The sequence below is a fragment of the Pseudomonas sp. PvP009 genome (assembly GCF_017832995.1).
Classification (GTDB): Bacteria; Pseudomonadota; Gammaproteobacteria; order Pseudomonadales; family Pseudomonadaceae; genus Aquipseudomonas; species Aquipseudomonas syringae.
Window position 1 is genome coordinate 3,759,205 of sequence record NZ_JAFIBG010000001.1, and the last position, 25,446, is coordinate 3,784,650.

Annotated in this window: 21 protein-coding genes and 3 tRNA genes; 11 read left to right on the forward strand and 13 right to left on the reverse strand. The window is 58.3% G+C overall.

What is annotated here, in order from left to right:
* Positions 1 to 3: 3 nt before the first annotated feature.
* The 4 genes from JOE29_RS15875 to JOE29_RS15890 all read right to left on the reverse strand — a co-directional run bounded on the left by JOE29_RS15875 (position 4) and on the right by JOE29_RS15890 (position 2,684).
* Positions 4 to 558: a GNAT family N-acetyltransferase gene (locus JOE29_RS15875; RefSeq protein WP_024683348.1), complete on the reverse strand. Its 555-nt coding sequence runs from the start codon at positions 556 to 558 to the stop codon at positions 4 to 6.
* A gap of 20 nt (positions 559 to 578) precedes the next feature.
* Positions 579 to 1,358 carry a DNA polymerase III subunit epsilon gene (gene dnaQ / locus JOE29_RS15880; RefSeq protein ID WP_003390621.1) on the reverse strand — a complete coding sequence of 260 codons (780 nt, stop codon included), beginning with the start codon at positions 1,356 to 1,358 and terminating at the stop codon, positions 579 to 581.
* A 65-nt stretch (positions 1,359 to 1,423) separates the two neighbouring features.
* Positions 1,424 to 1,876, reverse strand: a complete 453-nt coding sequence (gene rnhA / locus JOE29_RS15885; protein WP_003390623.1) for a ribonuclease HI — start codon at positions 1,874 to 1,876, stop codon at positions 1,424 to 1,426.
* A gap of 46 nt (positions 1,877 to 1,922) precedes the next feature.
* Positions 1,923 to 2,684 carry a methyltransferase domain-containing protein gene (locus tag JOE29_RS15890; protein ID WP_003315257.1) on the reverse strand — a complete coding sequence of 254 codons (762 nt, stop codon included), beginning with the start codon at positions 2,682 to 2,684 and terminating at the stop codon, positions 1,923 to 1,925.
* Between the two features lie 81 nt (positions 2,685 to 2,765).
* Between JOE29_RS15890 and gloB the strand changes: the two genes are divergently transcribed.
* The 8 genes from gloB to fabI all read left to right on the forward strand — a co-directional run bounded on the left by gloB (position 2,766) and on the right by fabI (position 13,590).
* Positions 2,766 to 3,545: a hydroxyacylglutathione hydrolase gene (gloB, locus tag JOE29_RS15895; protein WP_003315258.1), complete on the forward strand. Its 780-nt coding sequence runs from the start codon at positions 2,766 to 2,768 to the stop codon at positions 3,543 to 3,545.
* A gap of 99 nt (positions 3,546 to 3,644) precedes the next feature.
* Positions 3,645 to 5,249 (forward strand): LysM peptidoglycan-binding domain-containing protein, encoded by a 1,605-nt coding sequence (locus tag JOE29_RS15900; protein WP_024647979.1) that lies wholly within the window; start codon positions 3,645 to 3,647, stop codon positions 5,247 to 5,249.
* A 137-nt stretch (positions 5,250 to 5,386) separates the two neighbouring features.
* The gene (locus tag JOE29_RS15905; protein ID WP_024647978.1) at positions 5,387 to 7,216 is read left to right on the forward strand and encodes an extracellular solute-binding protein; all 1,830 of its coding nucleotides are present in this window, start codon (positions 5,387 to 5,389) and stop codon (positions 7,214 to 7,216) included.
* Positions 7,213 to 9,069, forward strand: coding sequence for an extracellular solute-binding protein (locus JOE29_RS15910; RefSeq protein WP_058446929.1), 1,857 nt, complete (start codon positions 7,213 to 7,215; stop codon positions 9,067 to 9,069). The genes JOE29_RS15905 and JOE29_RS15910 overlap by 4 nt, the downstream gene beginning before the upstream one ends.
* Position 9,070: 1 nt before the next feature.
* Positions 9,071 to 10,144, forward strand: coding sequence for a microcin C ABC transporter permease YejB (locus JOE29_RS15915; RefSeq protein ID WP_003409733.1), 1,074 nt, complete (start codon positions 9,071 to 9,073; stop codon positions 10,142 to 10,144).
* 1 nt (position 10,145) lies between these two features.
* The gene (locus JOE29_RS15920; protein ID WP_003315267.1) at positions 10,146 to 11,165 is read left to right on the forward strand and encodes an ABC transporter permease; all 1,020 of its coding nucleotides are present in this window, start codon (positions 10,146 to 10,148) and stop codon (positions 11,163 to 11,165) included.
* A 1-nt stretch (position 11,166) separates the two neighbouring features.
* Entirely contained in the window at positions 11,167 to 12,777 is a 1,611-nt protein-coding gene (locus JOE29_RS15925; RefSeq protein ID WP_016567612.1) for an ABC transporter ATP-binding protein, read from the forward strand.
* Between the two features lie 18 nt (positions 12,778 to 12,795).
* Positions 12,796 to 13,590 carry an enoyl-ACP reductase FabI gene (gene fabI / locus JOE29_RS15930; protein ID WP_003368564.1) on the forward strand — a complete coding sequence of 265 codons (795 nt, stop codon included), beginning with the start codon at positions 12,796 to 12,798 and terminating at the stop codon, positions 13,588 to 13,590.
* A 93-nt stretch (positions 13,591 to 13,683) separates the two neighbouring features.
* Here fabI and JOE29_RS15935 read toward each other — a convergent pair whose 3' ends face one another.
* Entirely contained in the window at positions 13,684 to 15,567 is a 1,884-nt protein-coding gene (locus tag JOE29_RS15935; RefSeq protein ID WP_058446925.1) for a SurA N-terminal domain-containing protein, read from the reverse strand.
* An 81-nt stretch (positions 15,568 to 15,648) separates the two neighbouring features.
* Between JOE29_RS15935 and JOE29_RS25595 the strand changes: the two genes are divergently transcribed.
* Positions 15,649 to 15,780: a hypothetical protein gene (locus tag JOE29_RS25595; RefSeq protein ID WP_010425731.1), complete on the forward strand. Its 132-nt coding sequence runs from the start codon at positions 15,649 to 15,651 to the stop codon at positions 15,778 to 15,780.
* Here the strand turns inward: JOE29_RS25595 and JOE29_RS15940 are convergent.
* The 5 genes from JOE29_RS15940 to tig form a co-directional block, all read right to left on the reverse strand.
* Entirely contained in the window at positions 15,773 to 16,045 is a 273-nt protein-coding gene (locus tag JOE29_RS15940; protein WP_002552737.1) for an HU family DNA-binding protein, read from the reverse strand. The two genes, JOE29_RS25595 and JOE29_RS15940, sit on opposite strands and share 8 nt — an antisense overlap.
* Before the next feature lie 146 nt (positions 16,046 to 16,191).
* Positions 16,192 to 18,588: an endopeptidase La gene (gene lon, locus JOE29_RS15945; RefSeq protein ID WP_003423227.1), complete on the reverse strand. Its 2,397-nt coding sequence runs from the start codon at positions 18,586 to 18,588 to the stop codon at positions 16,192 to 16,194.
* A 205-nt stretch (positions 18,589 to 18,793) separates the two neighbouring features.
* Positions 18,794 to 20,077, reverse strand: coding sequence for an ATP-dependent Clp protease ATP-binding subunit ClpX (clpX, locus tag JOE29_RS15950; protein ID WP_002552735.1), 1,284 nt, complete (start codon positions 20,075 to 20,077; stop codon positions 18,794 to 18,796).
* Between the two features lie 106 nt (positions 20,078 to 20,183).
* Positions 20,184 to 20,825 (reverse strand): ATP-dependent Clp endopeptidase proteolytic subunit ClpP, encoded by a 642-nt coding sequence (gene clpP / locus JOE29_RS15955; protein WP_002552734.1) that lies wholly within the window; start codon positions 20,823 to 20,825, stop codon positions 20,184 to 20,186.
* A 91-nt stretch (positions 20,826 to 20,916) separates the two neighbouring features.
* Positions 20,917 to 22,227, reverse strand: coding sequence for a trigger factor (gene tig, locus JOE29_RS15960; RefSeq protein WP_003315274.1), 1,311 nt, complete (start codon positions 22,225 to 22,227; stop codon positions 20,917 to 20,919).
* A gap of 994 nt (positions 22,228 to 23,221) precedes the next feature.
* Between tig and JOE29_RS15965 the strand changes: the two genes are divergently transcribed.
* A complete protein-coding gene (locus tag JOE29_RS15965) occupies positions 23,222 to 23,713 on the forward strand; it encodes a hypothetical protein (protein WP_210079695.1) in 492 nt (163 codons plus the stop codon).
* Between the two features lie 189 nt (positions 23,714 to 23,902).
* Here the strand turns inward: JOE29_RS15965 and JOE29_RS15970 are convergent.
* From JOE29_RS15970 to JOE29_RS15980, 3 genes are all read right to left on the reverse strand, one after another.
* Positions 23,903 to 23,987 (reverse strand) — tRNA-Leu (locus JOE29_RS15970).
* Positions 23,988 to 24,043: 56 nt separating this feature from the next.
* Positions 24,044 to 24,119 (reverse strand) — tRNA-His (locus JOE29_RS15975).
* Between the two features lie 51 nt (positions 24,120 to 24,170).
* A tRNA-Arg gene (locus JOE29_RS15980) sits at positions 24,171 to 24,247 on the reverse strand.
* A gap of 296 nt (positions 24,248 to 24,543) precedes the next feature.
* On the opposite strand from JOE29_RS15980, the gene folD reads away from it, so the two are divergent.
* Positions 24,544 to 25,398 (forward strand): bifunctional methylenetetrahydrofolate dehydrogenase/methenyltetrahydrofolate cyclohydrolase FolD, encoded by an 855-nt coding sequence (gene folD / locus JOE29_RS15985; protein ID WP_003304374.1) that lies wholly within the window; start codon positions 24,544 to 24,546, stop codon positions 25,396 to 25,398.
* Positions 25,399 to 25,446: the final 48 nt, after the last annotated feature.

A 25,446-nucleotide genomic window follows, 5' to 3' on the forward strand; every position in this document is an offset into this window, starting at 1 on the left:
CTGTTAGTCCGAAAAGATCAGATACCAGAAGATCGCCGTTTCACGAGTGTTCGGATCAATGCCTCGATAGCGCATGTGATCCACGCCGCCGACCACGTACCCGCAACTCTCGTACAGCCTGCAGGCGCCCAGATTATTGTTCTGCGTTTCCAGAACGATACCCGGCAGACTGCGCTTGCGAGTCCAGAATTGCGCGGCATCGAGCAATGAACGTGCGACGCCATGACGGCGCGCCGACTCGTCTACCGCCAGTTCATCGATGTAGGCGAAGCCGCTCCAGTGAGTGCTCATCACAATATGGCCGACGGGGTGGTCATCCAGCCAGGCGACCATCACCGAACTGGTGGCAGCGTCACGATGATCGGCAAACTCCTGAGAGTCGATACCATAATTCTTGCTGTAGGGCTCGACCAGCTCGACCGGCCATGAATCCACGCACTCGCCGATGACCGGCTGGGCATAGCCAAGCACTGTAAACGTGAATTCGCTATTGAGGATGTAGTCCTCGAAGCATTCGTCTGCAACCCGAATGCTCAAAGCAGGATGTGCCACGTTCATTTCACCTTTGCCGCTTGCTGTCAGGAAGATGCCTGTGCTCCGGCTTCCAGCATCTGTACCCAGAGCGGAGGAGCACCGCAAGCCTTGGCGATGGTGCTCATACGCACTTCGTGCTCGGCCAGTTCACTTTCAGAGGCGCGAATAATGCGGCAAGGCTTGCGATCGGCCGGCAGACGGCGAATTTCGCTGGCACGGTTGCCGGAGCCTTCGCCCGAGCCATTGCCATCGGAGGCATTACCAGCCAGCGACAGGCTGGTCTGCCCGCCGGTCATCGCCAGGTAGACGTCTGCCAGAATCTCGGAGTCGAGCAATGCGCCGTGCAGCTCACGGCCCGAGTTATCGACGCCGTAGCGCTTGCACAGTGCATCCAGACTGTTGCGCTGCCCCGGGTGGCGCTCTCGCGCCATCATCAGGGTGTCGAGAACCGAACAGTGCTGAGTGATATCAGCCCTGTCCTGCGACCCCATCAAGGCAAATTCGTTGTTGATGAAGCCAACGTCGAACGCTGCGTTGTGAATGATCAGCTGCGCGCCCTTGATGAACTCGAAGAATTCATCTGCGACTTCGGCAAACCGCGGCTTGCCGACCAGAAATTCGTTGGTGATACCGTGAACACCGATCGCGCCTTCGTCACTTTCGCGATCAGGTTGCAGGTAAACGTGAAAATGCCGACCGGTCAGGCGGCGACCGATCAACTCGACACAACCGATCTCGACGATGCGATGACCATCCGTCACCGGCATACCGGTGGTTTCGGTATCGAGGACGATGGATCTGTTATCCAGGTTTTGCAATGCCATTGACTGTTGCCTCATGTACAGGCCGCGATTCTAGCACGCAGCGGCCGTTGCAAGCCCGTGTGCGTCTAGCCGTGCCGGATGCCGCGCACTTCGTCGACGCCACGGTTGGCGAGCTGGTCGGCACGCTCGTTGCCAGGGTGGCCGATATGCCCACGCACCCACTGCCATTTCACCGTATGGCGACTGACCTGTTCATCCAGGAGCTGCCACAGATCGGCATTTTTGACCGGCTCCTTGGCAGCGGTTTTCCAGCCGCGTTTCTTCCAGTTGACCATCCACTCGGTAATGCCTTTCATCACGTACTGAGAGTCGGTCACCAGTGTCACTTCGCAGGGGCGCTTGAGTTCTTCAAGCCCGCGAATCGCACCGGTCAGTTCCATCCGGTTGTTGGTGGTATTGGCTTCGCCACCCCACAACTCTTTTTCGACGCCCTTGCATATCAGCAGGGCCCCCCAACCGCCCGGGCCCGGATTACCCTTGCAGGCACCGTCGGTGAAGAGTTCAACGCTATCGCTCATTACGACCTTTCCAGAATGATGGGCTTCATGTGCAGCAAGGCGTTATTCAAGCCTGGTCCTGAATGTTGCGGCTGACCTTGGCCATCGGCATGGGGATCAGCTTGCCGATAGGGTCACGGCGCACCTGACGCAAGGGCCTGAGGCCTACCACCAGTTTGCGCGCCACCAGTACATAGAAGCCGCCACCAGGGCTCTGACGTCCCTCGCCAAGGCGTTCAAGCCCTGCAAGACGCGACTGCCATGCTGCTGAGGCAAGTGGCGGACGATAGCATCCGAAGCGTCGTTTCTCCAGCGCGAAGCCCAGCAGATTCAGCCAGTCAGCGACCCGCGAGGATGAAATGCAACGCGCCTTGCGCAGCGCATCCCGAGCGAAAACATGGCGTATGCCCCAGGTGCTCCAGGGGTTGATGCCGATAATCAGCAAGTGCCCGCCCGGCCGCACGCTGCTGGCCGCTTCACGCAACAGGCCATGGGGCGACAGGCAGAAATCCAGGCCATGTTGCAGTACCACGACATCGGCCGCGTGCTCACTCAATGGCCACGCCTGTTCCTCACAGACGATCTCGACACCCGGTAACGGCGCACCAAGACGTACATTGCGCTGCACTTGGGGAGCCACCGGCGGGCTTTGCGCCGATGGGCCGTAATGCACCAGATAGCCACCGAAATAACGGCCCAGTTCTTCGTCGAGAATGCGCCGCTCCTCTTCGAGCAGAAGCTGCCCGAGCGGCCCGGAAAGCCATTCACGGGCAGCGCGGATCAATGCAAGCCACTCAGGATCAGCCTGAGCGAACGCTTCATCGGTCATGAGTTCTCCTCCAGAGGTGCTCGCATACAGCGGCAACAGACTCTAAGATGCACCATTGTCTGCCGCTATGCGAACTGCGCCATGATACAGATCCACGCCCTTCCTGCTTTCAATGACAACTACATATGGTTGTTACAAGACCTTTCGAGCCAGCAGTGCGCTGTCGTCGATCCGGGCGACGCAAAGCCGGTGCTGGGCTGGCTGGCGCAGAATCCCGATTACCGGCTGACCGATATCCTGATCACGCACCACCACAATGATCATGTGGGCGGTGTCGCGGAACTCAAGCAGTTGACCGCGGCGCGTGTGCTGGGTCCCGCGGCCGAGACCATACCGGCGCGCGACATCGCGCTGGTCGACAATGACCGACTGACCGTGCTGGGCCTGGAATTTGTGGTGCATGCGGTTCCAGGCCACACGCTGGGGCATATCGCGTTTTATCATGAGGATGCCACGACCCCCCTGCTGTTCAGCGGCGACACGCTATTTGCAGCCGGCTGTGGACGGCTGTTCGAGGGTACGCCGCAACAGATGCACGATTCTCTCGGCCGCCTGGCCGAACTGCCGGACAGCACACTGATCTACTGCGCTCACGAATACACGCTGAGCAATCTGCGCTTTGCACAGGCTGTCGAGCCGGACAATGTCGATATTGCCGAACGCCTGGCCGAAGTGACCCGCTGGCGCAGCGAAAATCGCATCAGTCTTCCGTCGAATCTGGCACTGGAAAAACGCACCAATCCGTTCCTGCGTACCGGGGAAACATCCGTTAAAGAAAAAGCGGACGAACGGAGCGGCGGGCAAAACACCTCGCAGAGTGCGGTCTTTGCAAGCCTGAGGGCATGGAAAGATAAGTTCTGACCCGACCCTAAAACCGCAATAAAATTCTGAAAGGTTGACCGACGGCAGGCCGCTTCCTAGAATCGCCCGACATTTTCGTCTGGATGTACCCCCCGAACAATGTCGTCATCTACCAGCAAGCCTTCACATTCGGACGCATTGACTCGGTTGGCTCAGGCCATGGCCGTCACCGCGAGTGCCCTTCTGGCCGGTTGCCAGAGCACCGCCAGTGTCGACCCGGCCAGCAATCATCGCGCGCCTAACCTGGCCGCCGGAATCAAGCAAAAACCGATTTTCCTGTCGCACAAGCCTGCCACCCCTCTCGCACCTCCACAGGATGTCTGGGAGCGCATGCGTCAGGGCTTTCAACTGCAACAAGGCAACGATCAGAACCCCCGCATCGATCAACAGCGCCTGTGGTTCGCCAACAACCCTTCCTTTCTGGAAAACGCTGGCGAGCGCGGCAGCCTGTACATGCACTACATCGTCGAGCGCCTTGAAGAACGCAACATGCCGCTGGAACTGGCGCTGCTTCCGGTCATCGAAAGCGCCTATAACCCGATGGCCGTTTCGCGCAGTCAGGCGGTCGGCCTCTGGCAGTTCATCCCGTCGACCGGTCGTTACTTCAACCTGCGCCAGACCAGCTTTTATGACGGACGTCGCGATATCCAGGCGTCGACCGTTGCGGCACTGGATTACCTGACCCGCTTGCATGACATGTTCAACGGTGACTGGTTGCTGGCCCTGGCAGCCTACAATGCCGGCGAAGGCACGGTGAGCCGTGCCATCGAGCGCAATGACAAGCTCAACCTGCCGACCGACTACTGGAACCTGCCGCTGCCGCAGGAAACCCGCGATTACGTGCCCAAGCTGCTGGCCCTGTCCCAGGTGGTGCTGTCGCCGGAAGCTTACGGCGTCAATCTGAACCCGATCGCCAACCAGCCTTACTTCGAAGTCGTCGAGCTCAACAAGCGTGTCGACCTGTCCAAGGTGGCCAGCGCCGCCGACATCGACGAAGACGAGCTTATCCAGCTCAACCCCGCTTACAAGAAGCGCCTGACCGTCGATGGCCCCCAGCACCTGCTGGTGCCTACCTCCAAGGCGCAATTGCTGACGGCCAGCCTGCTGACCATGAAACAGGAAGAACTGGTCGCCTGGCAGCCTTACCGGGTGCGCAAGGGCGATACCCTGGAAAGCCTGGCCAGTCGTTACCAGGTCACGGTCAGCTCGCTCAAGGGCAATAACAAGCTGTCCGGCAACCGCCTGAAGATCGGTCAGTCGCTGAGCATACCGGTCAAGCCGGGCATGCAGAATTCACAGCCCGTGTTCGAAGCGCTGGCCAGCAACGACAAGCCGTCACGTACCCGCAGTTACAAGGTGCGCAGCGGTGACAACCTGACCAACATCGCGCAAGCCAACAAGGTTGATGTCGAAGACCTGCAACGCTGGAACAAGCTGACCGGCAAGAAGCTCAAGGTCGGCCAGACGCTGGTCATGCAGGACACCAGCAAGCCTGCCGGCAAAGCGGCCAGCAAGGCGGTCGCCAGCACCGGTGGCAAGGACAGCGAAAAGAAATCCATGCAGTACAAGATCCAGAAAGGCGACTCGATGTACCTGGTCGCCAAGCGCTTCAACGTCGAGATGCAACATCTCAAGCGCTGGAATCCGCGTAGCGGTCAGGCTCTCAAACCCGGCCAGACCCTGACCGTTTACCTGCCACATTGATGAGCGCGGCCACTTGCCCTTCAACAACCTTGGGGCGGGTGGCCGACGCAGCCCTGGCAGCGCCATCACCTGCAGTCTTTTTCCAGCTGGAACAAGCTGTTACTGTTAGCGACCCGAAAGCCCAAGCCGCCTGGATCGTGATACGTCCCTTCCTGCTAACCCTCAGCCTGGCCTTGAGCTTCTGCGCCAACGCATCCATCACTGAAAGTCATGGTTACGCGCAGTTTGGTGTTCTCAAGTACCCGGCCAGCTTCACTCATTTCGACTGGGTCAATCCCGAGGCGCCGAAAGGTGGCACCCTGAGAATGATGGCCTTCGGCACGTTCGACACGCTCAACCCCTACACATTCAAGGGCAGTAGCCCGGTCTCGACCGGCAACTTCCTGCAGTATGGCGTCAACGAGCTGAACGAACCGCTGATGGTCGGCACAGGCCAGTACGACCCGTCCGGCGATGAACCAACCTCCAGTTACGGGCTGATCGCCCAGTCCGTGGAATATAGCGAGGACCGCAGTTGGGTGGTGTTCAACCTGCGCCCGCAGGCGCGCTTCCATGACGGCAAGCCGATCACCGCCTACGACGTGGCGTTTTCCTACCGGACCCTGCTTAAGGACGGTCACCCTCAATACCGCACCGCCTTGCAGGAAGTGCAGCGCGTCGACATCCTTAATCGTCATCGCATCCGGTTTGTCTTCAAGCGCTCCGGCAACCCGCTGCTGATCCTGCGCCTGGGCGAACTGCCGGTGTTGCCGCAGCATTACTGGAAAGACAGGGACTTCAAGGCGACCACCTTCGAACCGCCGCTGGGCAGTGGCCCCTACCGCATCACCCGCGTGCAGCCGGGTCGGCAACTGGTGTTCGAGCGGGTCAAGGATTACTGGGGCAAGGACTTGCCGGTCAACCGCGGCAAATACAATTTCGATCGGGTCGAGGTCGAGTTCTACCGCGACAGCGACGTGGCGTTCGAAGCGTTCAAGGCGGGTGAATTCGACATCTACATCGAGCATCAGGCCAAGAACTGGGCCAATGGCTATGACTTCCCCGCAGTCGCCAGCGGTCAGGTGATCAAGGCGCAGATTCCGCACCGCATACCAACCCAGACCCAGGGCCTGTTCATGAACACCCGGCGCGCCGCCTTCGCCGACATCCGCGTGCGCGAGGCCTTGGGGCTGTTGTTCAATTTCGAATGGACCAACCGCACACTGTTCAGCGACGCCTATGACCGCTCGACCAGCTACTACCCCAACAGCGAATTTTCCGCGACGGGCCTGCCGACCGGGGCCGAATGGCTGCTCTTGACACCCTACCGCGATCAGTTGCCCGCCAGCCTGTTCACCCAGCCGTTCAGCCCGTCAAAAACCGATGGCGGCGGGATCCCGCGCGAAACCTTGCGCAAGGCCCTGAAGCTGCTTGCCGAGGCTGGCTGGACACTCTCGGACAAGGGTTTGCTCAATGCCGACAAGCAACCGTTGCGCTTCGAGATCCTGCTGGTCAACCCCAACCTCGAACGCATTCTGCAGCCCTACATCGAAGACCTGCGCCGCCTGGGGATCATTGCAGGGCTGCGCACCGTCGACCGCGCCCAGTACAAGCAACGTCTGGACCGTTTCGATTTCGACATGATTCTGATGACCCTGCAGCAGACCCTGAGCCCCGGTCTGGAGCAGTGGCAGTATTTCCACTCCAGTCAGGCCGCGATCAACGGCAGCAAGAACTACGCGGGTATCGCCAACCCGGTGGTCGATGTCCTGCTGAACAAGCTGCTGGCCGCGCAGACCCGGGACGACCAGGTCGCCGCGGCGCGGGCGCTGGACCGTGTCCTGCTGTCTCAGCACTACAGCATTCCCAACTGGTACCTGAACAATCATCGGCTTGCCTATCGCAACCGATTCGCCATGGTCACTACCCCGCCCTACACCCTGGGGCTGCGTGCGTGGTGGCTCAAGACTCTGGAGAAGCCCCGATGAACCCTCTGCACTCCCTGCGCTCGCAGGCAGCCGGCCTGCTGCTGGCCAGCCTCGCCTGCACGGTACAGGCCGCACCTCAGCATGGCGTGACACTGTATGACGAAGCGCCGAAGTACCCGGCTGATTTCAAACATTTCGACTACGTGAACCCGGATGCCCCCAAGGGCGGCACGCTGCGCCAGGCAGGCTTCGGCGGCTTCGACAGTCTCAACCCGTTCATCAACAAAGGTGTGCCGGCAGACGACATTGGTCTGATCTACGACACCTTGGCCCGCTCGAGCCTGGATGAACCGTTCACCGAATACGGACTCGTCGCCGGCAAGATCGAGAAATCCCCGGACAACAGCTGGGTGCGTTTCTATCTGCGACCCGAGGCGCGTTTTCATGACGGTCACCCGATCCGCGCCGACGATGTCGAGTTCAGCTTCAAGACCCTCATGGAGCACGGCTCGCCCATGTACAAGGGCTACTACGCCGACGTCGATCAGGTCATCGTCGAAGATCCGTTGCGCGTGCTGTTCAAATTCAAGCACAAGGGCAGCCGCGAGTTGCCGTTGATCCTTGGTCAGTTGCCGGTGCTGCCCAAGCATTTCTGGGCCGATCGCGACTTCAGCAAGGGCAACCTGGATTTCCCGCTGGGCAGCGGACCTTACAAGGTCGCCGACGTGAAGGCCGGTCGCTCGGTGAGTTATGAGCGGGTCAAGGATTACTGGGCAAAGGACCTGCCGATCAACAAGGGCTTCTACAACTTCGACGTGCTGACCACCGACTACTACCGCGACAATACGGTAGCGCTGGAGGCTGGCAAGGCCGGGCAATTCGACTATTGGATGGAAACCAGCGCCAAGAACTGGGCGACCGCCTACGACACGCCCGCAGTGCGCGACGGCAGGCTGATCAAGGAAGAGCTGCCCAACGGCAACCCGACCGGCATGCAGGGTTTTGTCTTCAACCTGCGCAAACCTGTGTTTCAGGACGTCAGGGTCCGCGAGGCGCTGACTCTGCTGCTGGACTTCGAGTGGACCAACAAACAGCTGTTCAACGGCTCGTACAGCCGCACCAAAAGCTATTTCGACAACTCGGAAATGGCCGCCAGCGGCCTGCCGTCTGCGGAAGAACTCAAGCTTCTCGAGCCGTTGCGCGGCAAGATTCCGGATCGCGTGTTCAGCGACCCCTTCACCCTGCCGGTTACCGATGGCAGCGGCATGATCCGGCCGCAGCAGCGTCGGGCCTTCCAGCTGTTGCAGGAAGCGGGCTGGAAGATCGTCGACGACAAGATGGTCGACGCGCAGGGCAACCCGGTAAAAATCGAGTTTCTGATTGCCCAGACCGAGTTCGAGCGCATTCTGCTGCCTTACAAGCGCAACCTGAGCGACCTGGGTATCGAACTGGTGATTCGTCGTGCCGACGTGTCGCAATACATCAACCGCCTGCGCTCGCGCGACTACGACATGATCGTCACGGGCTATCCGCAGTCCAGTTCGCCCGGTAACGAGCAGCGTGTGTACTTCGACTCATCCAGCGCCGACAACCCGGGCAGCCGCAACTTCATGGGCCTCAAGGACCCTGCGGTGGACTCGCTGGTCACCGGCCTGATCAACGCCGACTCACGGCAAAGCCTGATCACCCATACCAAGGCGCTGGACCGCGTACTGCTGTGGGGCTTTTACGTCGTCCCGAACTGGCACATCAAGACCTGGCGGGTGGCTTACTGGAATCACCTCGACCATCCGAAGGCCAAAGCGCTTTCCGATATCGGCCTGATGACCTGGTGGGCCAAGCCGGATGTCAAACCGGCGACCGCGACCCCGTCAGCCCCTGATCAGGCCAAGCCTGCGAACGCGGAGCAATAACATGCTGGCTTATATTCTGCGACGGCTGCTGCTGATCATCCCTACCCTGCTTGGCATCCTGATCATCAACTTCGTCATCATTCAAGCTGCGCCCGGTGGCCCGGTCGAACAGATGATCGCCAAGATCGAAGGCTTCGATGGCGCCACCAGCCGGATTGCCGGAGGCGGCGCCGAAGTATCGGTGGCCGGCTCCAACTACCGCGGCGCGCAAGGCCTGGACCCGGCACTGGTCAAGGAAATCGAACGCATGTACGGTTTCGACAAGTCGGCACCGGAACGCCTGTGGATCATGATCAAGAACTACGCCACGCTGGATTTCGGCGACAGCTTCTTTCGCGATGCCAAGGTCATAGACCTGATTGTCGAGAAGATGCCGGTGTCCATTTCCCTCGGGTTATGGAGCACCCTGATCATGTACCTGGTGTCGATCCCGCTGGGGATTGCCAAGGCCACGCGCCACGGCAGCCAGTTCGACGTATGGACCAGTTCGGCAATCATTGTCGGCTACGCCATTCCAGCGTTCCTGTTCGCGATTCTACTGATCGTGGTGTTTGCCGGGGGCAGCTACTTCAACTGGTTTCCACTGCGCGGGCTGACCTCCAACAACTACGACGAACTGAGCACGCTGGGCAAGCTGTTCGATTACTTCTGGCATCTGGTGTTGCCAGTCACTGCGCTGGTGATCGGCAACTTTGCCACCATGACGCTGCTGACCAAGAACAGCTTTCTCGACGAAATCAGCAAGCAATACGTGACCACGGCCAAAGCCAAGGGCCTGAGCAACCACAAGGTGCTCTACGGCCATGTGTTTCGCAATGCGATGCTGCTGGTGATCGCCGGCTTCCCGTCAGCGTTCATCGGCATCTTCTTCACCGGCTCGCTGCTGGTGGAAGTGATCTTCTCGCTGGACGGCCTGGGCCTGATGAGCTTTGAAGCCGCGATCAACCGCGACTATCCGGTGGTGTTCGGTACGCTGTTCATCTTCACCCTGCTGGGGCTGGTGGTGAAGCTGATCGGTGATATCACCTACACCCTCGTAGACCCGCGCATCGACTTCGAAAGCAGGAAGCATTGATATGAAGCTGTCTCCTCTCAATCGCCGTCGCTTCGAACGCTTCAAGGCCAACAGGCGTGGCTGGTGGTCATTGTGGCTGTTCCTGATTCTGTTCGGCCTGAGCCTGGGTGCCGAACTGATCGCCAACGACAAACCGCTGGCCGTGCGTTATGACGGCAGTTGGTACTTCCCGGTCTTCGAGCGTTACCCGGAAACCACCTTCGGCGGTGAGTTCCCGCTGGAAGCCAACTACAAGAGCCCGTACATCAAGGAACTGCTCGCCGCGAAGGATGGCTGGACCCTGTGGGCGCCCATCCCGTTCAGCTACCAGAGCATCAACTACGACCTGAAAGTCCCTGCCCCGGCGCCACCTTCGCGGGAGAACCTGCTGGGCACCGATGATCAAGGCCGTGACGTGCTGGCACGGGTGATCTACGGTTTCAGGATTTCGGTACTGTTCGCCCTGACCCTGACCATCCTCAGCTCGATTATCGGCGTCATCGCCGGTGCCTTGCAGGGCTTCTATGGCGGCTGGGTCGACCTGCTGGGCCAGCGCTTCCTCGAGGTCTGGTCGGGTCTGCCGGTGCTGTATCTGCTGATCATCCTCGCCAGCTTCGTACAACCCAACTTCTGGTGGTTGCTGGGCATCATGCTGCTGTTTTCCTGGATGAGCCTGGTGGACGTGGTGCGCGCCGAGTTCCTGCGTGGCCGCAATCTGGAATACGTAAGGGCCGCGCGGGCGCTGGGCATGGAGAACGGCGCGATCATGTTCCGCCACATCCTGCCCAACGCCATGGTGTCGACCATGACCTTTCTGCCGTTCATTCTCACCGGCGCCATCGGCACCCTGACGGCGTTGGACTTTCTGGGCTTCGGCCTGCCCGCCGGCTCGCCGTCTCTGGGCGAGCTGGTAGCGCAGGGTAAGTCCAACCTGCAGGCACCCTGGCTGGGCATCAGCGCCTTCGCTGTGCTGGCCATCATGCTGAGCCTGCTGGTGTTCATCGGCGAATCCGCCCGCGATGCTTTCGACCCAAGGAAATAAGATGAACAATGACAATCTGATCGAAATCCGCGATCTGGCGGTCGAGTTCGTGACGGGCGACTCACGGCAACGCGTGGTGGAGAACATCAGCTTCGATATTCGTCGCGGTGAAACGCTTGCACTGGTCGGCGAAAGCGGTTCGGGCAAGTCAGTGACCGCGCACTCGATCCTGCGCCTGCTGCCCTACCCCATCGCCAGCCACCCGAGCGGCACGATCCGCTACGCGGGTGAAGACCTGCTGAAAGTGGAAGAGAAAAAACTGCGCACGATCCGTGGCAACCGGATCGCCATGATCTTCCAGGAGCCGATGACCTCGCTCAACCCGCTGCACTCGGTGGAAAAACAGATCAACGAGGTACTGGGCCTGCACAAGGGCCTGACCGGCAAGGCGGCCACCGAGCGCACGCTGGAGCTGCTTGAACTGGTTGGCATCCCTGAGCCACACAAGCGCCTCAAAGCGCTGCCACACGAGCTGTCAGGTGGCCAGCGTCAGCGCGTGATGATCGCCATGGCCCTGGCCAACGAACCCGAGCTGCTGATTGCCGATGAACCGACCACCGCGCTGGATGTGACGGTACAGCTGAAGATCCTCGAATTGCTCAAGCAGTTGCAGGCTCGCCTGGGTATGGCACTGCTGCTTATCAGCCACGATCTGAACGTCGTAAGGCAAATAGCCAATCGAGTATGTGTCATGCAGCGCGGTTGCATCGTCGAACAGGCATCGTGCGAAGAATTGTTCCGTTCGCCGCAACATCCTTACACCAAAGTGTTGCTCAGCGCCGAGCCCAGCGGCGGTCCTTCGACCAACCCCGCAGGTGCTCCGCTGCTTGAAATCGAGGACCTGAAAGTCTGGTTCCCGATCAAAAAAGGCCTGCTCAAGCGCACGGTCGACCACGTCAAGGCGGTGGACGGCATACGTTTCAGCCTGCCGGAAGGGCAAACGCTGGGTATTGTGGGTGAAAGCGGTTCGGGCAAATCGACGCTGGGCCTGGCGATTCTCAGGCTGATCGGCAGTCAGGGCACCATACGGTTCAAGGGCAACGCGCTAGAATCCTTGTCGCAACAGCAGATCCGTCCGCTGCGCAGGCAGATGCAAGTGGTTTTCCAGGACCCGTTTGGCAGTTTGAGTCCGCGTATGTCGGTGTCTGAAATCGTTGGCGAAGGCTTGCGAATCCACGGCATGGGTACGGCCGCCGAACAGCAGACGGCGATCATCGAAGCGCTCAAAGAGGTTGGTCTGGACCCGGATACCCGGCACCGCTACCCTCACGAGTTCTCCGGTGGCCAGCGCCAGCGGATCGCCATTGCACGTGCGCTGGTCTTGAAGCCGGCGCTGATTTTGCTGGACGAGCCGACCTCGGCCCTCGACCGGACCGTACAGCGTCAGGTCGTCGAATTGCTTCGCTCGCTGCAAACCAAGTACAACCTGACGTATTTGTTCATCAGCCATGACCTGGCTGTCGTCAAAGCGCTAAGCCACCAGTTGATGGTGGTCAAGCAAGGCCAAGTGGTCGAACAGGGTGCAGCGCAGGATATCTTCGCCGCACCGCAACATCCTTATACACAGCAGCTGCTGGAGGCCGCCTTTTTGGCGCCGGTAGCTGTCGATTAACCTGAAGAGGAACAACACATGGGTTTTCTCGCCGGTAAGCGCGTCCTGATCGTCGGTGTCGCCAGTAAACTGTCCATCGCATCCGGCATTGCCGCCGCCATGCATCGTGAAGGCGCAGAGCTTGCCTTCACCTACCAGAACGACAAACTCAAGGGTCGTGTCGAAGAGTTCGCTGCAGGCTGGGGTTCGGGTCCTGAGCTGTGCTTCCCTTGCGACGTGGCCAGCGACGAAGAGATCAACAAGGTCTTCGAAGAGCTGAGCAAGAAATGGGACGGCCTGGATGTGATCGTTCACTCGGTCGGCTTCGCGCCTGGCGACCAGCTCGATGGCGACTTCACCGAAGCCACCACGCGCGAAGGCTTCCGCATCGCTCATGACATCAGCGCCTACAGCTTCGTGGCCCTGGCCAAGGCCGGTCGCGAAATGATGAAGGGCCGTAATGGCAGCCTGCTGACCCTGTCCTACCTGGGCGCAGAGCGCACCATGCCCAACTACAACGTCATGGGCATGGCCAAGGCCAGCCTGGAAGCCGGCGTTCGTTACCTGGCCGGCAGCCTCGGCCCGGAAGGTACTCGCGTCAATGCTGTATCGGCCGGCCCGATCCGCACCCTGGCCGCGTCAGGCATCAAGAATTTCCGCAAGATGCTGGCTGCCAACGAAGCGCAGACTCCTCTGCGCCGCAACGTCACCATCGACGAAGTCGGCAACGCCGGCGCGTTCCTGTGCTCTGACCTGGCGTCGGGCATCAGCGGTGAAATCATGTACGTCGACGGCGGCTTCAACACCACCGCGATGGGCAGCATGGACGAGTGATACGGTAAACGCCGCTCCTCGCGAGCGGCACTTTCCCGGACTCAAAAAGAAGGCCGCTCAATGAGCGGCCTTCTTTATTTGCGCGTTTCGAGATTAGAACTTCTCGATCTTCGCCTTGCTTTCCAGCTGTGCACGGTACGCCGCGAAATCCTGTTGCCCCTCGCGGGAGGCAAGGAAGCGACGATATTGTGCCTTCTCGGCATCGGTCGGCGCAGCCGCCTGATTGACGCCATTGAGACGGACGATCACGAAGCTGCCATCCGACGCAGTGATGCTGGCGAACTCCGGCTTGTCCTTACCTGTCGGCTTGGGCATGCGGAACAGCGTCTGCAGCACTTGAGGGTCAACCCCTTCCTGACTGCGAGTGACCGCTTCCATCATCTTCCAGTCACGACCTTCCTGCTTGGCCGCCAACGGAATCTTGCCGTCACGCAGACCGGCCAGCAGCGCCTCGCCCTTGGCCTTGGCAGCGGCCGAAGCATGCTCCTTGACCAGTTGAGAGCGAATCGAGCTGGCAACGCTCTCAAGTGGCAACTGCTGCGGTTGCAAGTGCTCTTTGGAGCGCACCACCACAACGGTTTCCGGATCCAGCTCCAGCGTGTTGCTGTTGGCGCCTTCTTCCAGCACCTCAGGGCTGAATGCCGCCTGGATGACCGCGCGGTTGGCCGTCAGGCCTTCGCCGCCTTCACGACCGAACGGTGCAGTGGTCTGAACCTTCAGGCCCAGGTCCTGTGCCGGCTGGGACAAGTCCGACGATTCAAACGCCGAGTCTTCCAGTTGCTTGGTCACTTCGACAAACTTCTGCTCGACCAGCTGCGATTTCAAATCGTTGGTCAGCTTGCCTTTGAGACTGGCAAAGGTCGGCACCGAAGGTGCTTCAACGCCCAGCAGCTTGATCAGGTGCCAGCCGAAGTCGGTACGCACCGGCTGCGAAACCTGGTCCTTGTTCAAGGCATACAGCGCCTCTTCGAAAGCCGGGTCATAGACACCCTTGCCTGCGTAGCCCAGATCACCGCCCTTGTTGGACGAACCAGGATCCTGCGAGTATTCCTTGGCCAGTGCCGCGAAATCCTCACCCTTGGCCAGACGCTGCTGAATTTCTTCAATCTTCGCCTTGGCCTGCTCGTCATTCAGCTTGTCGTTCACTTCGATGAGGATGTGTGCCGCACGACGCTGTTCGGACAGATTGGCGATTTCCTTCTGATAAGCCGCCTGCAAGTCCTCGTCCTTGACCTGCACCTTGTCGAAGAAGGACGACTTCTTCAATTCGATGTAGTCGAGTACGACCTGCTCAGGGCTCATGAACTCCTTGGCATGCTCGTCGTAGTGAGCCTTGACTTCGTCATCGGTCACCTTGACCGCCGAGGTATCGGCAGGCAGGGTCAGCGACGCAAAATCACGGGTCTGCTTTTCGAGGCGTGCGAAGGCTTCAACCTGTGCGTCGGTTACAAAGGCACTGCCGGCAACACCTGCACGCACCTGACCAATGAGCATTTCCTGACCCAGCATCTGGCGGAACTGCAGACGGCTGTAACCCAACTGGCGAATGACCTGATCGAAACGGTCTGCGCTGAATTTGCCATCCACCTGAAACTCAGGCGTCTGCAAAAGCTGCTGATCCAGTGCCGCGTCGGAAAACGAGAACTTGGCATCCGCCGCGCCTTGCAGCAGCAGCTTGCGGTCGATCAGGCCCTTGAGCGCTGATTCGCGCAACAGCTTTTCATCCAGCATGGCAGGATCGAAATCCTTGCCCAACTGTTGCGAAAGCTGTTGAGCCAACTGGCGGCGCTGCATGTCGACGGCCTGGCTCAACTCATTCTGAGAGATGTCCTCGCCGTTGACTTCAGCCGCGTTCTGCTTGTTGCTGGTAGCGGTAAACATTGCTTCGATGCCGGTGAAGGCCATCAAGGCGATGATGAGTCCGATAATTGTCTTGGCAATCCAGCCTTGTGAATTGTCCCTGATGTTCTGCAGCATTGCGTCCCCCAAAACGGTTGTACTGACTAACCAACCGCGGAGCGTGGGTAGAAAGCGGATAGAAGAAAGGCGCATCCGAGGATGCGCCTTCTCGTAACTGACGAAGCGGTAGGGCTCGAACCCTTCGGTGTCGCAACCGAATGCACCACCGCTCCGCTACTGGATCAGGACAGGCCCGATCCAGCGGGCAAAGGCATCGAGAGGCTTAGTTGACAGCTTCTTTGAGAGCTTTACCGGCTTTGAAACCTGGTTTCTTGGCAGCAGCGATTTCCAGCGTCTTGCCGGTCTGAGGGTTGCGACCGATGCGAGCAGGACGATCAGTCACGGAGAACGTACCAAAGCCAACCAAAACAACCGAGTCGCCAGCCTTCAGAGCGCCAGTGACGGATTCGATCACTGCGTCCAGCGCACGGCCAGCAGCAGCTTTCGGGATATCAGCAGATGCAGCGATAGCATCAATCAGTTCCGACTTGTTCACTCTAAGTCCCCTTATCTCTATTTTGAGTATGTTTCTAAGTTTTAGGTGTTAAGCAAAACGAGCGCTGGAAGGCTTGCCGGTGATTGCTTTAAAGAGCCGCTTTATAACAAGGGCTCTAAAAAGCTGTCAAGGAAGCCTGCCCAGACTTAATGCGTGCTAATTCTGTCCTTAGAGTCAGACTCGCGCTTCTCTTCCTTGGCGACCAGATCTGTAGCCACGTCCGGCAAAGGCTCCGGCGCGTATTGCAGCGCAATTTGCAGGACTTCGTCAATCCATTTAACGGGCTTGATCTGCAGATCCTGCTTGATATTGTCAGGAATCTCCTTCAAATCACGCACGTTTTCTTCTGGAATGATCACCGTCTTGATTCCACCACGGTGTGCGGCCAGAAGTTTTTCCTTCAAACCACCAATCGCCAGCACTTGACCACGCAGGGTAATTTCGCCCGTCATTGCCACATCTGCCCGCACAGGAATCTGTGTAAGCGCCGAAACAAGTGCGGTGCACATGCCCACGCCAGCACTCGGTCCATCCTTCGGCGTGGCACCTTCCGGCATGTGGATATGCGTGTCGTGTTTCTCGTGGAAATCAGCGGGGATGCCCAGGCTACGGGCGCGGCTGCGAACCACTGTCTGGGCTGCGGTAATGGATTCGACCATGACATCACCCAGCGAACCGGTCTTGATCAACTGCCCCTTGCCCGATACGACCGCCGCTTCGATGGTCAGTAGTTCGCCGCCCACCTGAGTCCACGCCAGGCCGGTGACCTGACCGATCTGATCCTGCTGCTCTGCCAGCCCGTAGCGGAACTTGCGCACGCCCAGGAAGTGCTCGAGCATGTCGGCAGTGACCTGCACCGCGAAACGTTTTTCCATCGCGTGCTCTTTGACCGCCTTGCGGCAGACCTTGGCAATCTGCCGCTCAAGCCCGCGCACACCCGCTTCACGGGTGTAGTAACGGATGATGTCGCGGATCGCTTCCTCGTCAAAACTGATCTCGCCTTTCTTCAAGCCGTTGGCCTGAATCTGCTTGGGCGAGAGGTACTTGACGGCGATGTTGATCTTTTCGTCTTCGGTGTAGCCCGGCAGGCGAATGACTTCCATCCGGTCCAGCAGCGCTGGCGGAATGTTCATCGAGTTCGACGTGCAGAGGAACATCACGTCCGAAAGATCGTAGTCGACCTCAAGGTAGTGATCGTTGAAATTGTGGTTCTGCTCGGGATCAAGCACCTCGAGCAGTGCCGACGCCGGATCGCCACGCATGTCACTGCCCATCTTGTCGATTTCGTCAAGCAGGAACAGCGGGTTGCGAACGCCCACCTTTGTCATCTTTTGTATCAATCTTCCTGGCATCGAACCGATGTAAGTCCGGCGATGACCACGAATTTCAGCCTCGTCACGCACGCCACCCAGTGCCATACGCACAAATTTGCGATTGGTCGCGTTGGCGATGGACTCCGCCAGGGAGGTTTTACCTACACCTGGAGGACCTACCAGACACAGCACAGGGCCGCGAATCTTCTTCACGCGCTTTTGCACAGCGAGGTATTCGAGGATGCGTTCCTTGACCTCGTCCAGACCATAATGGTCGGCATCGAGAATCGCTTCGGCGCGCGCAAGGTCCAGACGTACCTTGCTTTGCGCCTTCCACGGCACCTGAACCAGCCAGTCGATGTAGGAGCGAACCACAGTCGCTTCGGCCGACATCGGAGACATTTGCTTGAGCTTGTTCAGCTCGGCATTCGCCTTGGTCAGAGCGTCCTTGGGCAGGCCGGCAGCGTCGATGCGCTTTTTCAGCTCTTCGATCTCGTTGTGGCCTTCGTCGCCATCGCCCAGTTCCTTCTGAATGGCCTTCATCTGCTCATTCAGGTAGTACTCGCGCTGGCTGCGCTCCATTTGCTTCTTCACACGACCGCGAATGCGTTTTTCAACCTGCAGCAGGTCGATTTCGGCATCCAGCAAGGCCAGCACGTGCTCGACACGGGCTGACAGGTCGATAATCTCGAGGATTTCCTGCTTCTGCTCGATTTTGAGCGCCATGTGCGCTGCCATGGTGTCGACCAGGCGGCCAGGCTCATCGATGCTGTTAAGCGACGACAGGACCTCTGCCGGGACTTTCTTGCCCAGTTGCACGTATTGCTCGAACTGAGCCAGCAGGCTGCGCACGAACACTTCGGATTCACGATCCGGTGCGTCGACTTCTTCGATCAGCGCGACGTCTGCTCGGTAGTGGCCATCGACTTCGATGAAACGCTCTACCGAACCACGCTGCTCGCCTTCGACCAGTACCTTGACGGTGCCATCGGGCAGTTTGAGCAATTGCAATACGGTGGCAATGGTGCCGACGCTGTACAGAGCCTTTTCATCAGGATCGTCGTCAGCCGGGTTTCTTTGCGCGAGCAGCAGGATCTGCTTGTCGCCTGTCATTGCCGCTTCAAGGGCTTCGATAGACTTCTCGCGCCCCACGAACAGCGGGATAACCATGTGCGGATAAACCACGACATCACGCAATGGCAAGAGAGGCAATTCAATAGTGGTCTTCATGATTTCGCCTCTACGGCGGCCAATTGGCCGGGACAGATGGAATTAGCTTGAAGCCAAGATGGGGGTAGCGTCCAAAAAAAACAAGCTCTAGAGGCGCTACCCGCAAAGATCAGTTTCTTCATACAAAACGAATGAGCGGCTTAAAAATGCAAAAGGGGACCAAAAAGGCCCCCTTCAGTATTACTTCACGCATATGAACATGCGTTTATGCGTCGGGAGCAACCTTGGCAGGCGGCTCGCTGTTTTCGTAGATCAACAGCGGCTTGGACGTGCCATCGATAACGCTTTCGTCGATCACCACCTTGCTCACATCGCTCTGCGACGGGATTTCGTACATGGTGTCGAGCAGAACGCCTTCGAGAATCGAACGCAGGCCACGGGCACCGGTCTTGCGCTCCAGCGCGCGACGGGCAACCGATTTCAGCGCATCGGTACGGAACTCGAGGTCCACACCTTCCATCTCGAACAGCTTGGCATACTGCTTGGTCAGCGCGTTCTTCGGCTCGGTGAGGATCTGTATCAACGCAGCCTCATCCAGCTCGTCCAGCGTCGCAAGCACCGGCAGACGGCCCACGAACTCGGGGATCAGACCGAACTTGACGAGATCGTCAGGCTCGACTTCACGCAGCGACTCGCCAACCTTCTTGCCCTCCTCCTTGCTGCGAACCTCGGCGTTGAAGCCGATGCCGCCACGGGTGGAACGGTTCTGAATGACCTTTTCCAGGCCCGAGAAGGCGCCACCGCAGATAAAGAGGATATTACGCGTGTCCACCTGCAGGAATTCCTGCTGCGGGTGCTTGCGACCACCTTGAGGCGGAACGGAAGCCACGGTGCCCTCGATCAGTTTCAGCAAGGCTTGCTGCACGCCTTCACCGGACACGTCACGAGTGATTGAAGGGTTGTCGGATTTGCGCGAAATCTTGTCGATTTCGTCGATGTAGACAATACCCATCTGGGCCTTCTCGACATCGTAATCACATTTCTGCAACAGCTTCTGGATAATGTTTTCGACGTCCTCACCCACATAACCGGCTTCGGTCAGGGTGGTGGCGTCAGCAATGGTGAACGGCACGTTAAGCAGGCGAGCCAGTGTCTCGGCCAGCAGCGTCTTGCCGGAGCCCGTAGGGCCGATCAGCAGGATGTTGCTTTTACCCAGTTCGACGTCGTCGTTCTTCTTGTCACGCTGGTTCAAACGCTTGTAGTGGTTGTACACCGCTACTGCGAGAACCTTTTTGGCACGTTCCTGACCGATGACGTACTGGTCAAGGATGCCGCTGATTTCTTTAGGCGAAGGCAATTTATGCGCGCTGCTTTCGGCCTGAGCTTCCTGCACCTCCTCACGGATGATGTCATTGCACAGGTCGACGCACTCGTCGCAGATAAAGACCGAGGGGCCGGCAATCAATTTGCGCACTTCATGCTGGCTTTTGCCACAGAAGGAGCAATAGAGCAATTTGCCGTTGTCCTCGCCGTTGCGGGTGTCAGTCATTCGATCGATCCAATCCGGTAGGCTTGCAACACAAGATGAAGGCTATTGCGGGCTTTTTCAAGTCCGCAGGCGGTCGGTTGTGCCGACCCCCTACATTTTGAGCCGCTTAGGCAGGCATTTGACGCTTGTTGATCACCGAGTCGATCAGGCCGTATTCGGCTGCACGCTCTGCGCTCATGAAGTTGTCACGCTCGGTATCGCGCTCGATGGTTTCGAGGCTCTGGCCGGTGTGATGCGCCAGCAGCGAGTTGAGGCGATGACGAATGTGCAGGATTTCCTTGGCATGGATGTCGATGTCCGACGCCTGGCCCTGGAAACCGCCCAGCGGCTGGTGAATCATCATCCGCGAGTTGGGCAGGCAATGACGCTTGCCTTCTGCACCGCCGGCCAGCAGGAATGCACCCATGCTGCAAGCCTGACCGATACAGATGGTCGAAACGTCCGGCTTGATGAACTGCATGGTGTCGTAGATCGACATGCCTGCAGTCACCGAACCGCCCGGCGAGTTGATGTAGAGATGGATATCCTTGTCCGGGTTTTCCGCTTCAAGGAAGAGCAGTTGTGCCGCGATAAGGTTGGCCATGTAGTCCTCTACCGGACCAACCATAAAGATGACTCGCTCCTTGAGAAGGCGCGAATAGATGTCATAGGCGCGTTCGCCACGGGCGGACTGCTCGATAACCATCGGGACCAGGCCGCCAGCGGCCTGGATGTCAGAGTTCTGCTGAATATAAGAATTGCGGGACATGTCCTGCATTCACTCCCAAATAGTCGAGTCTTGAATACGCACAAGCCAGCGCGAAGGCTGGCTTGTGGGTGTTTTCGCACGAAAAGAGAAATCAGTCGGCTTTTGGAGCTTCCACCGGCTTGACAGCTTCTTCGTAGGAGACCGATTTGTCGGTCACGCTAGCTTTCTGCAAAACAGTATCTACAACTTGCTCTTCAAGCACAACAGAACGTACCTCGTTCATTTGCTGCTCGTTCTTGTAGTACCAGGCAACGACCTGCTCAGGCTCCTGATAGGCGGAGGCCATTTCCTGAATCATTTCGCGAACGCGAGCGTCATCAGGCTTGAGGTCGAACTGCTTGACGACCTCGGCAACGATCAGACCCAGCTCGACGCGGCGCTTGGCTTGCTCTTCGAACAGCTCTGCCGGCAGCTGGTCAGGCTTGATGTTGCCGCCGAACTGCTGAACGGCCTGCACACGCAGACGGTTGACTTCGTTTTCCAGCAGCGCTTTAGGCACTTCGATCGGGTTGGCGGCCAGCAGACCGTCCATGACCTGATTCTTGACCTTGGACTTGATCGCCTGACGCAGCTCGCGCTCCATGTTCTTGCGAACTTCTGTGCGGAAGCCTTCGATACCGGTTTCCTTGATACCGAACTGCTTGAAGAACTCTTCGTTCAGCTCAGGCAGCTTTGGCTCGGAAACGGTGTTGACGGTCACGGTGAACTCGGCAGCCTTGCCGGCCAGCTCGAGGTTCTGATAGTCCTCTGGGAAGGTCACGTTCAGAACGCGCTCTTCACCGGCCTTGGCGCCAACCAGACCGTCTTCGAAACCAGGGATCATGCGGCCGGAACCCAGAACCAGCTGGGTGCCGGTAGCGGAACCGCCAGCGAACACTTCGCCGTCGACCTTGCCGACGAAATCGATGTTCAGCTGGTCTTCGTTCTGGGCAGCACGATCAGCCACTTCGAAACGAACGTTCTGCTTGCGCAGCACTTCAAGCATGTTGTCCAGATCGCTGTCAGCCACGTCGGCAGAAAGGCGCTCTACGGAGATGCTGTCGAAACCGGCAACGGTGAATTCCGGGAATACTTCGAAAGTAGCCACGTATTCCAGATCTTTGCCTTTTTCGAACGACTTGGGCTCTACAGCAGGAGCACCGGCCGGGTTCAGCTTCTGCTCAACCACAGCTTCATAAAAAGTAGCCTGAATCAGATCGCCCAGTGCTTCCTGACGTGCGCCGTCCTCGTAACGCTGACGAATCACGCTCATAGGCACCTTGCCAGGGCGGAAGCCCGGGATCTTGGCTTTGCGCGCGGTCTGCTGCAGACGCTTGTTGACTTCAGTCTCGATGCGTTCGGCAGGCACGCCAATGGTCATGCGGCGCTCAAGAGCGGAAGTGTTTTCAACAGAAACTTGCATGGATATTCCTCGTTGCACAGACGTTAGCCGGCCGTTTCCGACCCCAGAATCAAGGGCATGCATTCTAGTGGGTCATACTCAAGAAGTCACCCTACTGAAAAAGGGCGGATTTATAGGACGAAAGCGGAGCGCAGCGGCGCAAGGAAGAACAGAGCCTTGCACCCTCGGCGACGCGTCTGGCACGGCTTCTATATAAAGAAGCATCAGCACCGGAGACGACCGACCCCGTCCATGTAGCGCGCCCCACTCGACCGACGGCGAAAAGGCCGGTCGACCAGCGAGACGGTAAAGCGAATACGCTGAAACAAAAAAACCGCTCGAGGCGGCTTTTTTCTCGCGACCCGAGCACTCACTCGACGTCACATGTGTCATGGCGAACGGAGAGTACAAAACGAAATCTCCAGAAACCTGCCACGCCAGGCTCCAGCCTTGACGCCTGAAATCAATGCACTTTTTGATGTACTGATTCAATGGCGCAAGGCAGCTTCCAGCCTGATTCAACCCGGCGCGCATCGTACACAACGTGGCGATGACGCGCCACCCATTGCAAGCATTTGACGGGACTGACAATTTTTTATGCAAATAAGTCCTTTGATCAACCGCCAGAAGGTGTGTATCGAATGCGACGCCGATGCGTAATCGAATGCTACCTTCAACCAGAGAAATCGTCTGTGCCTGCCAGGTTTTACACACGCCAAACGCATCGATAGAAACACCGCACGCTGTCGAAAGGAACGGCAGCATCCCAGAGCAGAGCGCCTGGCTGGATACGACTGCATGGGGAGAAGGAAGCGCCGGGGCGCCTCCTGTGCTCAAGGCAGCGCCTTGTACAGCACTGTCAACCGCTACATAATCCGGCCAGATTCCAGCGGCAAGGACAGAGACCCGCGCGATTGGCGAGTCGTACAATTTCGCGCTGCGTCGATAGCGCGGTAGAGCGTTTAAATATTCAACAAATCAATGCCCTACACATTGATACCCCTCAGGAAAAACCATGTACAAGATGATTGCTGCATTCAGTTTTCTGGCTATAGCCTCAGCAACAATGACCGGGTGCACTGATAAAGAAGGAAGCCAGGGAAGCGCAGCAACCACCAAAACCAATTATTATTCATCAGACAAATGCAATATTGACTCAATTGCTGGACAGATTAGCGCAGGAACAGGAGCGAGCATTTATGTACCGCGAGGCGTCGCTGTGTTCAACGGCTGGGCGATCGACACTGCCAATCAGGACGCTCCAAAGGAAATGAGACTTCGCCTGACGGGCTACAAAGGAACTCCCACTGTATTCAAGGACCCCGCCATCGTTGATCGCATTGACCTGGTAAAGACCTATAACAATGAAAAACTCTTGAAATCAGGCTTTTCATTCACGGCAGATTTATCCTCCATGGAGCCCGGCGGCTACAGCGTAGCCATCGAGATCCCTGGAGCGAACTCGTCTCTCCTGTGCCAAGGCAAGGTATTGCTGGTTATTGAATAATCAGAAAAACCGCTTCCTGCCTTGAGACAGCAGCACATCGCGGCGCGAGCAAGAGCATCCTGCTCACGCCGCTGCCGCTCAACAATCTTCAAACCACAGAAATGCTAAACCCGAGACAACAAAAAGCCCGCACTTGGCGGGCTTCTCTTGGCTTTCGCGGTGCTCACTGGAACCCGACGAAAGTACATCTGGTGCGGACGGAGAGACTCGAACTCTCACACCTTGCGGCGCTGGAACCTAAATCCAGTGTGTCTACCAATTCCACCACATCCGCATTTCAGACTTTTAAAGCAAAGGCGCCAGACTATGAATCTGGCGCCCTTCTTAATATGGGGTGGACGATGGGGTTCGAACCCACGACCGCAGGAGTCACAATCCTGTGCTCTACCAACTGAGCTACGCCCACCATATTGCGCGTGACGATACAACCTACTTGCTGTGCCAAAGCTGCCTTGAATGGCGCACCCGGCAGGACTCGAACCTGCGACCATCCGCTTAGAAGGCGGATGCTCTATCCAGCTGAGCTACGGGCACTTATATAATTTGTACTCTTGCGATAACAAACTAAAAGGCTTTCAATCAATCACACCGAGCTGATTTGCAACTCTGCCTGACCGAATCAACCAGTGCTAGCTTAACCAGTGCTGGGCTCTGCCCGGCAAGTGCGACGAATCTTATAGACGCCCCCTGGGGTCGTCAACCTTTTTTTGAAAAAAATTCAGCTAGATAAAGGAGTTAGCTGAATATGCAAAGCAATCGCCTTTGCCCTCGCGCCATGTCATGAGAGAATGCGCGCTCATTTTTTTCCTCTCGATGGTTAATCACGCGTCATGACTGCAAAACTAATCGACGGCAAGGCGATCGCCGCCAGCCTGCGCCAGCAGATCGCCAAACGTGTCGCCGAACGTAGCCAGCAAGGTCTGCGTACGCCGGGCCTCGCGGTGATTCTGGTCGGCAGCGACCCCGCCTCCCAGGTCTATGTCTCTCACAAGCGCAAGGACTGCGAGGAAGTCGGTTTTATCTCCCAGGCTTACGACTTGCCCGCTGATACCACTCAGGCAGCACTGACCGATCTGATCGACCGCCTCAATGAGGATGCCGCTGTCGACGGCGTCCTGCTGCAACTGCCCTTGCCCGCGCACCTTGACGCTTCGCTGCTGCTGGAGCGCATTCGCCCGGACAAGGACGTGGACGGTTTCCATCCTTATAACGTGGGTCGCCTCGCCCAGCGCATTCCGCTGCTGCGTCCGTGCACGCCCAAAGGCATCATGACCCTGCTCGAAAGCACCGGTGTCGACCTGTACGGTCTGGATGCCGTCGTCGTCGGCGCGTCCAACATCGTCGGCCGCCCGATGGCGATGGAACTGCTGCTGGCAGGCTGCACCGTCACGGTGACCCACCGTTTCACCAAGGATCTGGCAGGCCACGTGGGTCGTGCCGATCTTGTGGTGGTTGCCGCCGGCAAGCCGGGCCTCGTCAAAGGCGAATGGATCAAGCAGGGCGCGATCGTCATTGATGTCGGCATCAATCGCCAGGAAGACGGCAAGCTGGTAGGCGACGTGGTTTACGAGACTGCCCTGCCCCGCGCCGGCTGGATCACTCCGGTTCCAGGCGGCGTCGGCCCCATGACCCGCGCCTGCCTGCTGGAAAACACGCTGTACGCGGCAGAAACCCTGCACGACTGATCAGCCTGCGGCGATAAAAAACGGCACCTTGAAGGTGCCGTTTTTTTA

Excerpts from the sequence above, each read along its gene's own strand:
- tig (WP_003315274.1), bottom strand. The coding sequence starts at position 22,227 with ATGCAAGTTTCTGTTGAAAACACTTCCGCTCTTGAGCGCCGCATGACC.
- JOE29_RS25595 (WP_010425731.1), top strand. The coding sequence starts at position 15,649 with ATGCGCCTTCTCGTAACTGACGAAGCGGTAGGGCTCGAACCCTTCGGT.
- JOE29_RS15875 (WP_024683348.1), bottom strand. The coding sequence starts at position 558 with ATGAACGTGGCACATCCTGCTTTGAGCATTCGGGTTGCAGACGAATGC.
- lon (WP_003423227.1), bottom strand. The coding sequence starts at position 18,588 with ATGAAGACCACTATTGAATTGCCTCTCTTGCCATTGCGTGATGTCGTG.
- dnaQ (WP_003390621.1), bottom strand. The coding sequence starts at position 1,358 with ATGGCATTGCAAAACCTGGATAACAGATCCATCGTCCTCGATACCGAA.
- JOE29_RS15900 (WP_024647979.1), top strand. The coding sequence starts at position 3,645 with ATGTCGTCATCTACCAGCAAGCCTTCACATTCGGACGCATTGACTCGG.
- rnhA (WP_003390623.1), bottom strand. The coding sequence starts at position 1,876 with ATGAGCGATAGCGTTGAACTCTTCACCGACGGTGCCTGCAAGGGTAAT.
- JOE29_RS15910 (WP_058446929.1), top strand. The coding sequence starts at position 7,213 with ATGAACCCTCTGCACTCCCTGCGCTCGCAGGCAGCCGGCCTGCTGCTG.
- JOE29_RS15915 (WP_003409733.1), top strand. The coding sequence starts at position 9,071 with ATGCTGGCTTATATTCTGCGACGGCTGCTGCTGATCATCCCTACCCTG.
- JOE29_RS15890 (WP_003315257.1), bottom strand. The coding sequence starts at position 2,684 with ATGACCGATGAAGCGTTCGCTCAGGCTGATCCTGAGTGGCTTGCATTG.
- JOE29_RS15925 (WP_016567612.1), top strand. The coding sequence starts at position 11,167 with ATGAACAATGACAATCTGATCGAAATCCGCGATCTGGCGGTCGAGTTC.
- gloB (WP_003315258.1), top strand. The coding sequence starts at position 2,766 with ATGATACAGATCCACGCCCTTCCTGCTTTCAATGACAACTACATATGG.
- clpP (WP_002552734.1), bottom strand. The coding sequence starts at position 20,825 with ATGTCCCGCAATTCTTATATTCAGCAGAACTCTGACATCCAGGCCGCT.
- JOE29_RS15935 (WP_058446925.1), bottom strand. The coding sequence starts at position 15,567 with ATGCTGCAGAACATCAGGGACAATTCACAAGGCTGGATTGCCAAGACA.
- fabI (WP_003368564.1), top strand. The coding sequence starts at position 12,796 with ATGGGTTTTCTCGCCGGTAAGCGCGTCCTGATCGTCGGTGTCGCCAGT.
- JOE29_RS15920 (WP_003315267.1), top strand. The coding sequence starts at position 10,146 with ATGAAGCTGTCTCCTCTCAATCGCCGTCGCTTCGAACGCTTCAAGGCC.
- folD (WP_003304374.1), top strand. The coding sequence starts at position 24,544 with ATGACTGCAAAACTAATCGACGGCAAGGCGATCGCCGCCAGCCTGCGC.
- JOE29_RS15965 (WP_210079695.1), top strand. The coding sequence starts at position 23,222 with ATGTACAAGATGATTGCTGCATTCAGTTTTCTGGCTATAGCCTCAGCA.
- clpX (WP_002552735.1), bottom strand. The coding sequence starts at position 20,077 with ATGACTGACACCCGCAACGGCGAGGACAACGGCAAATTGCTCTATTGC.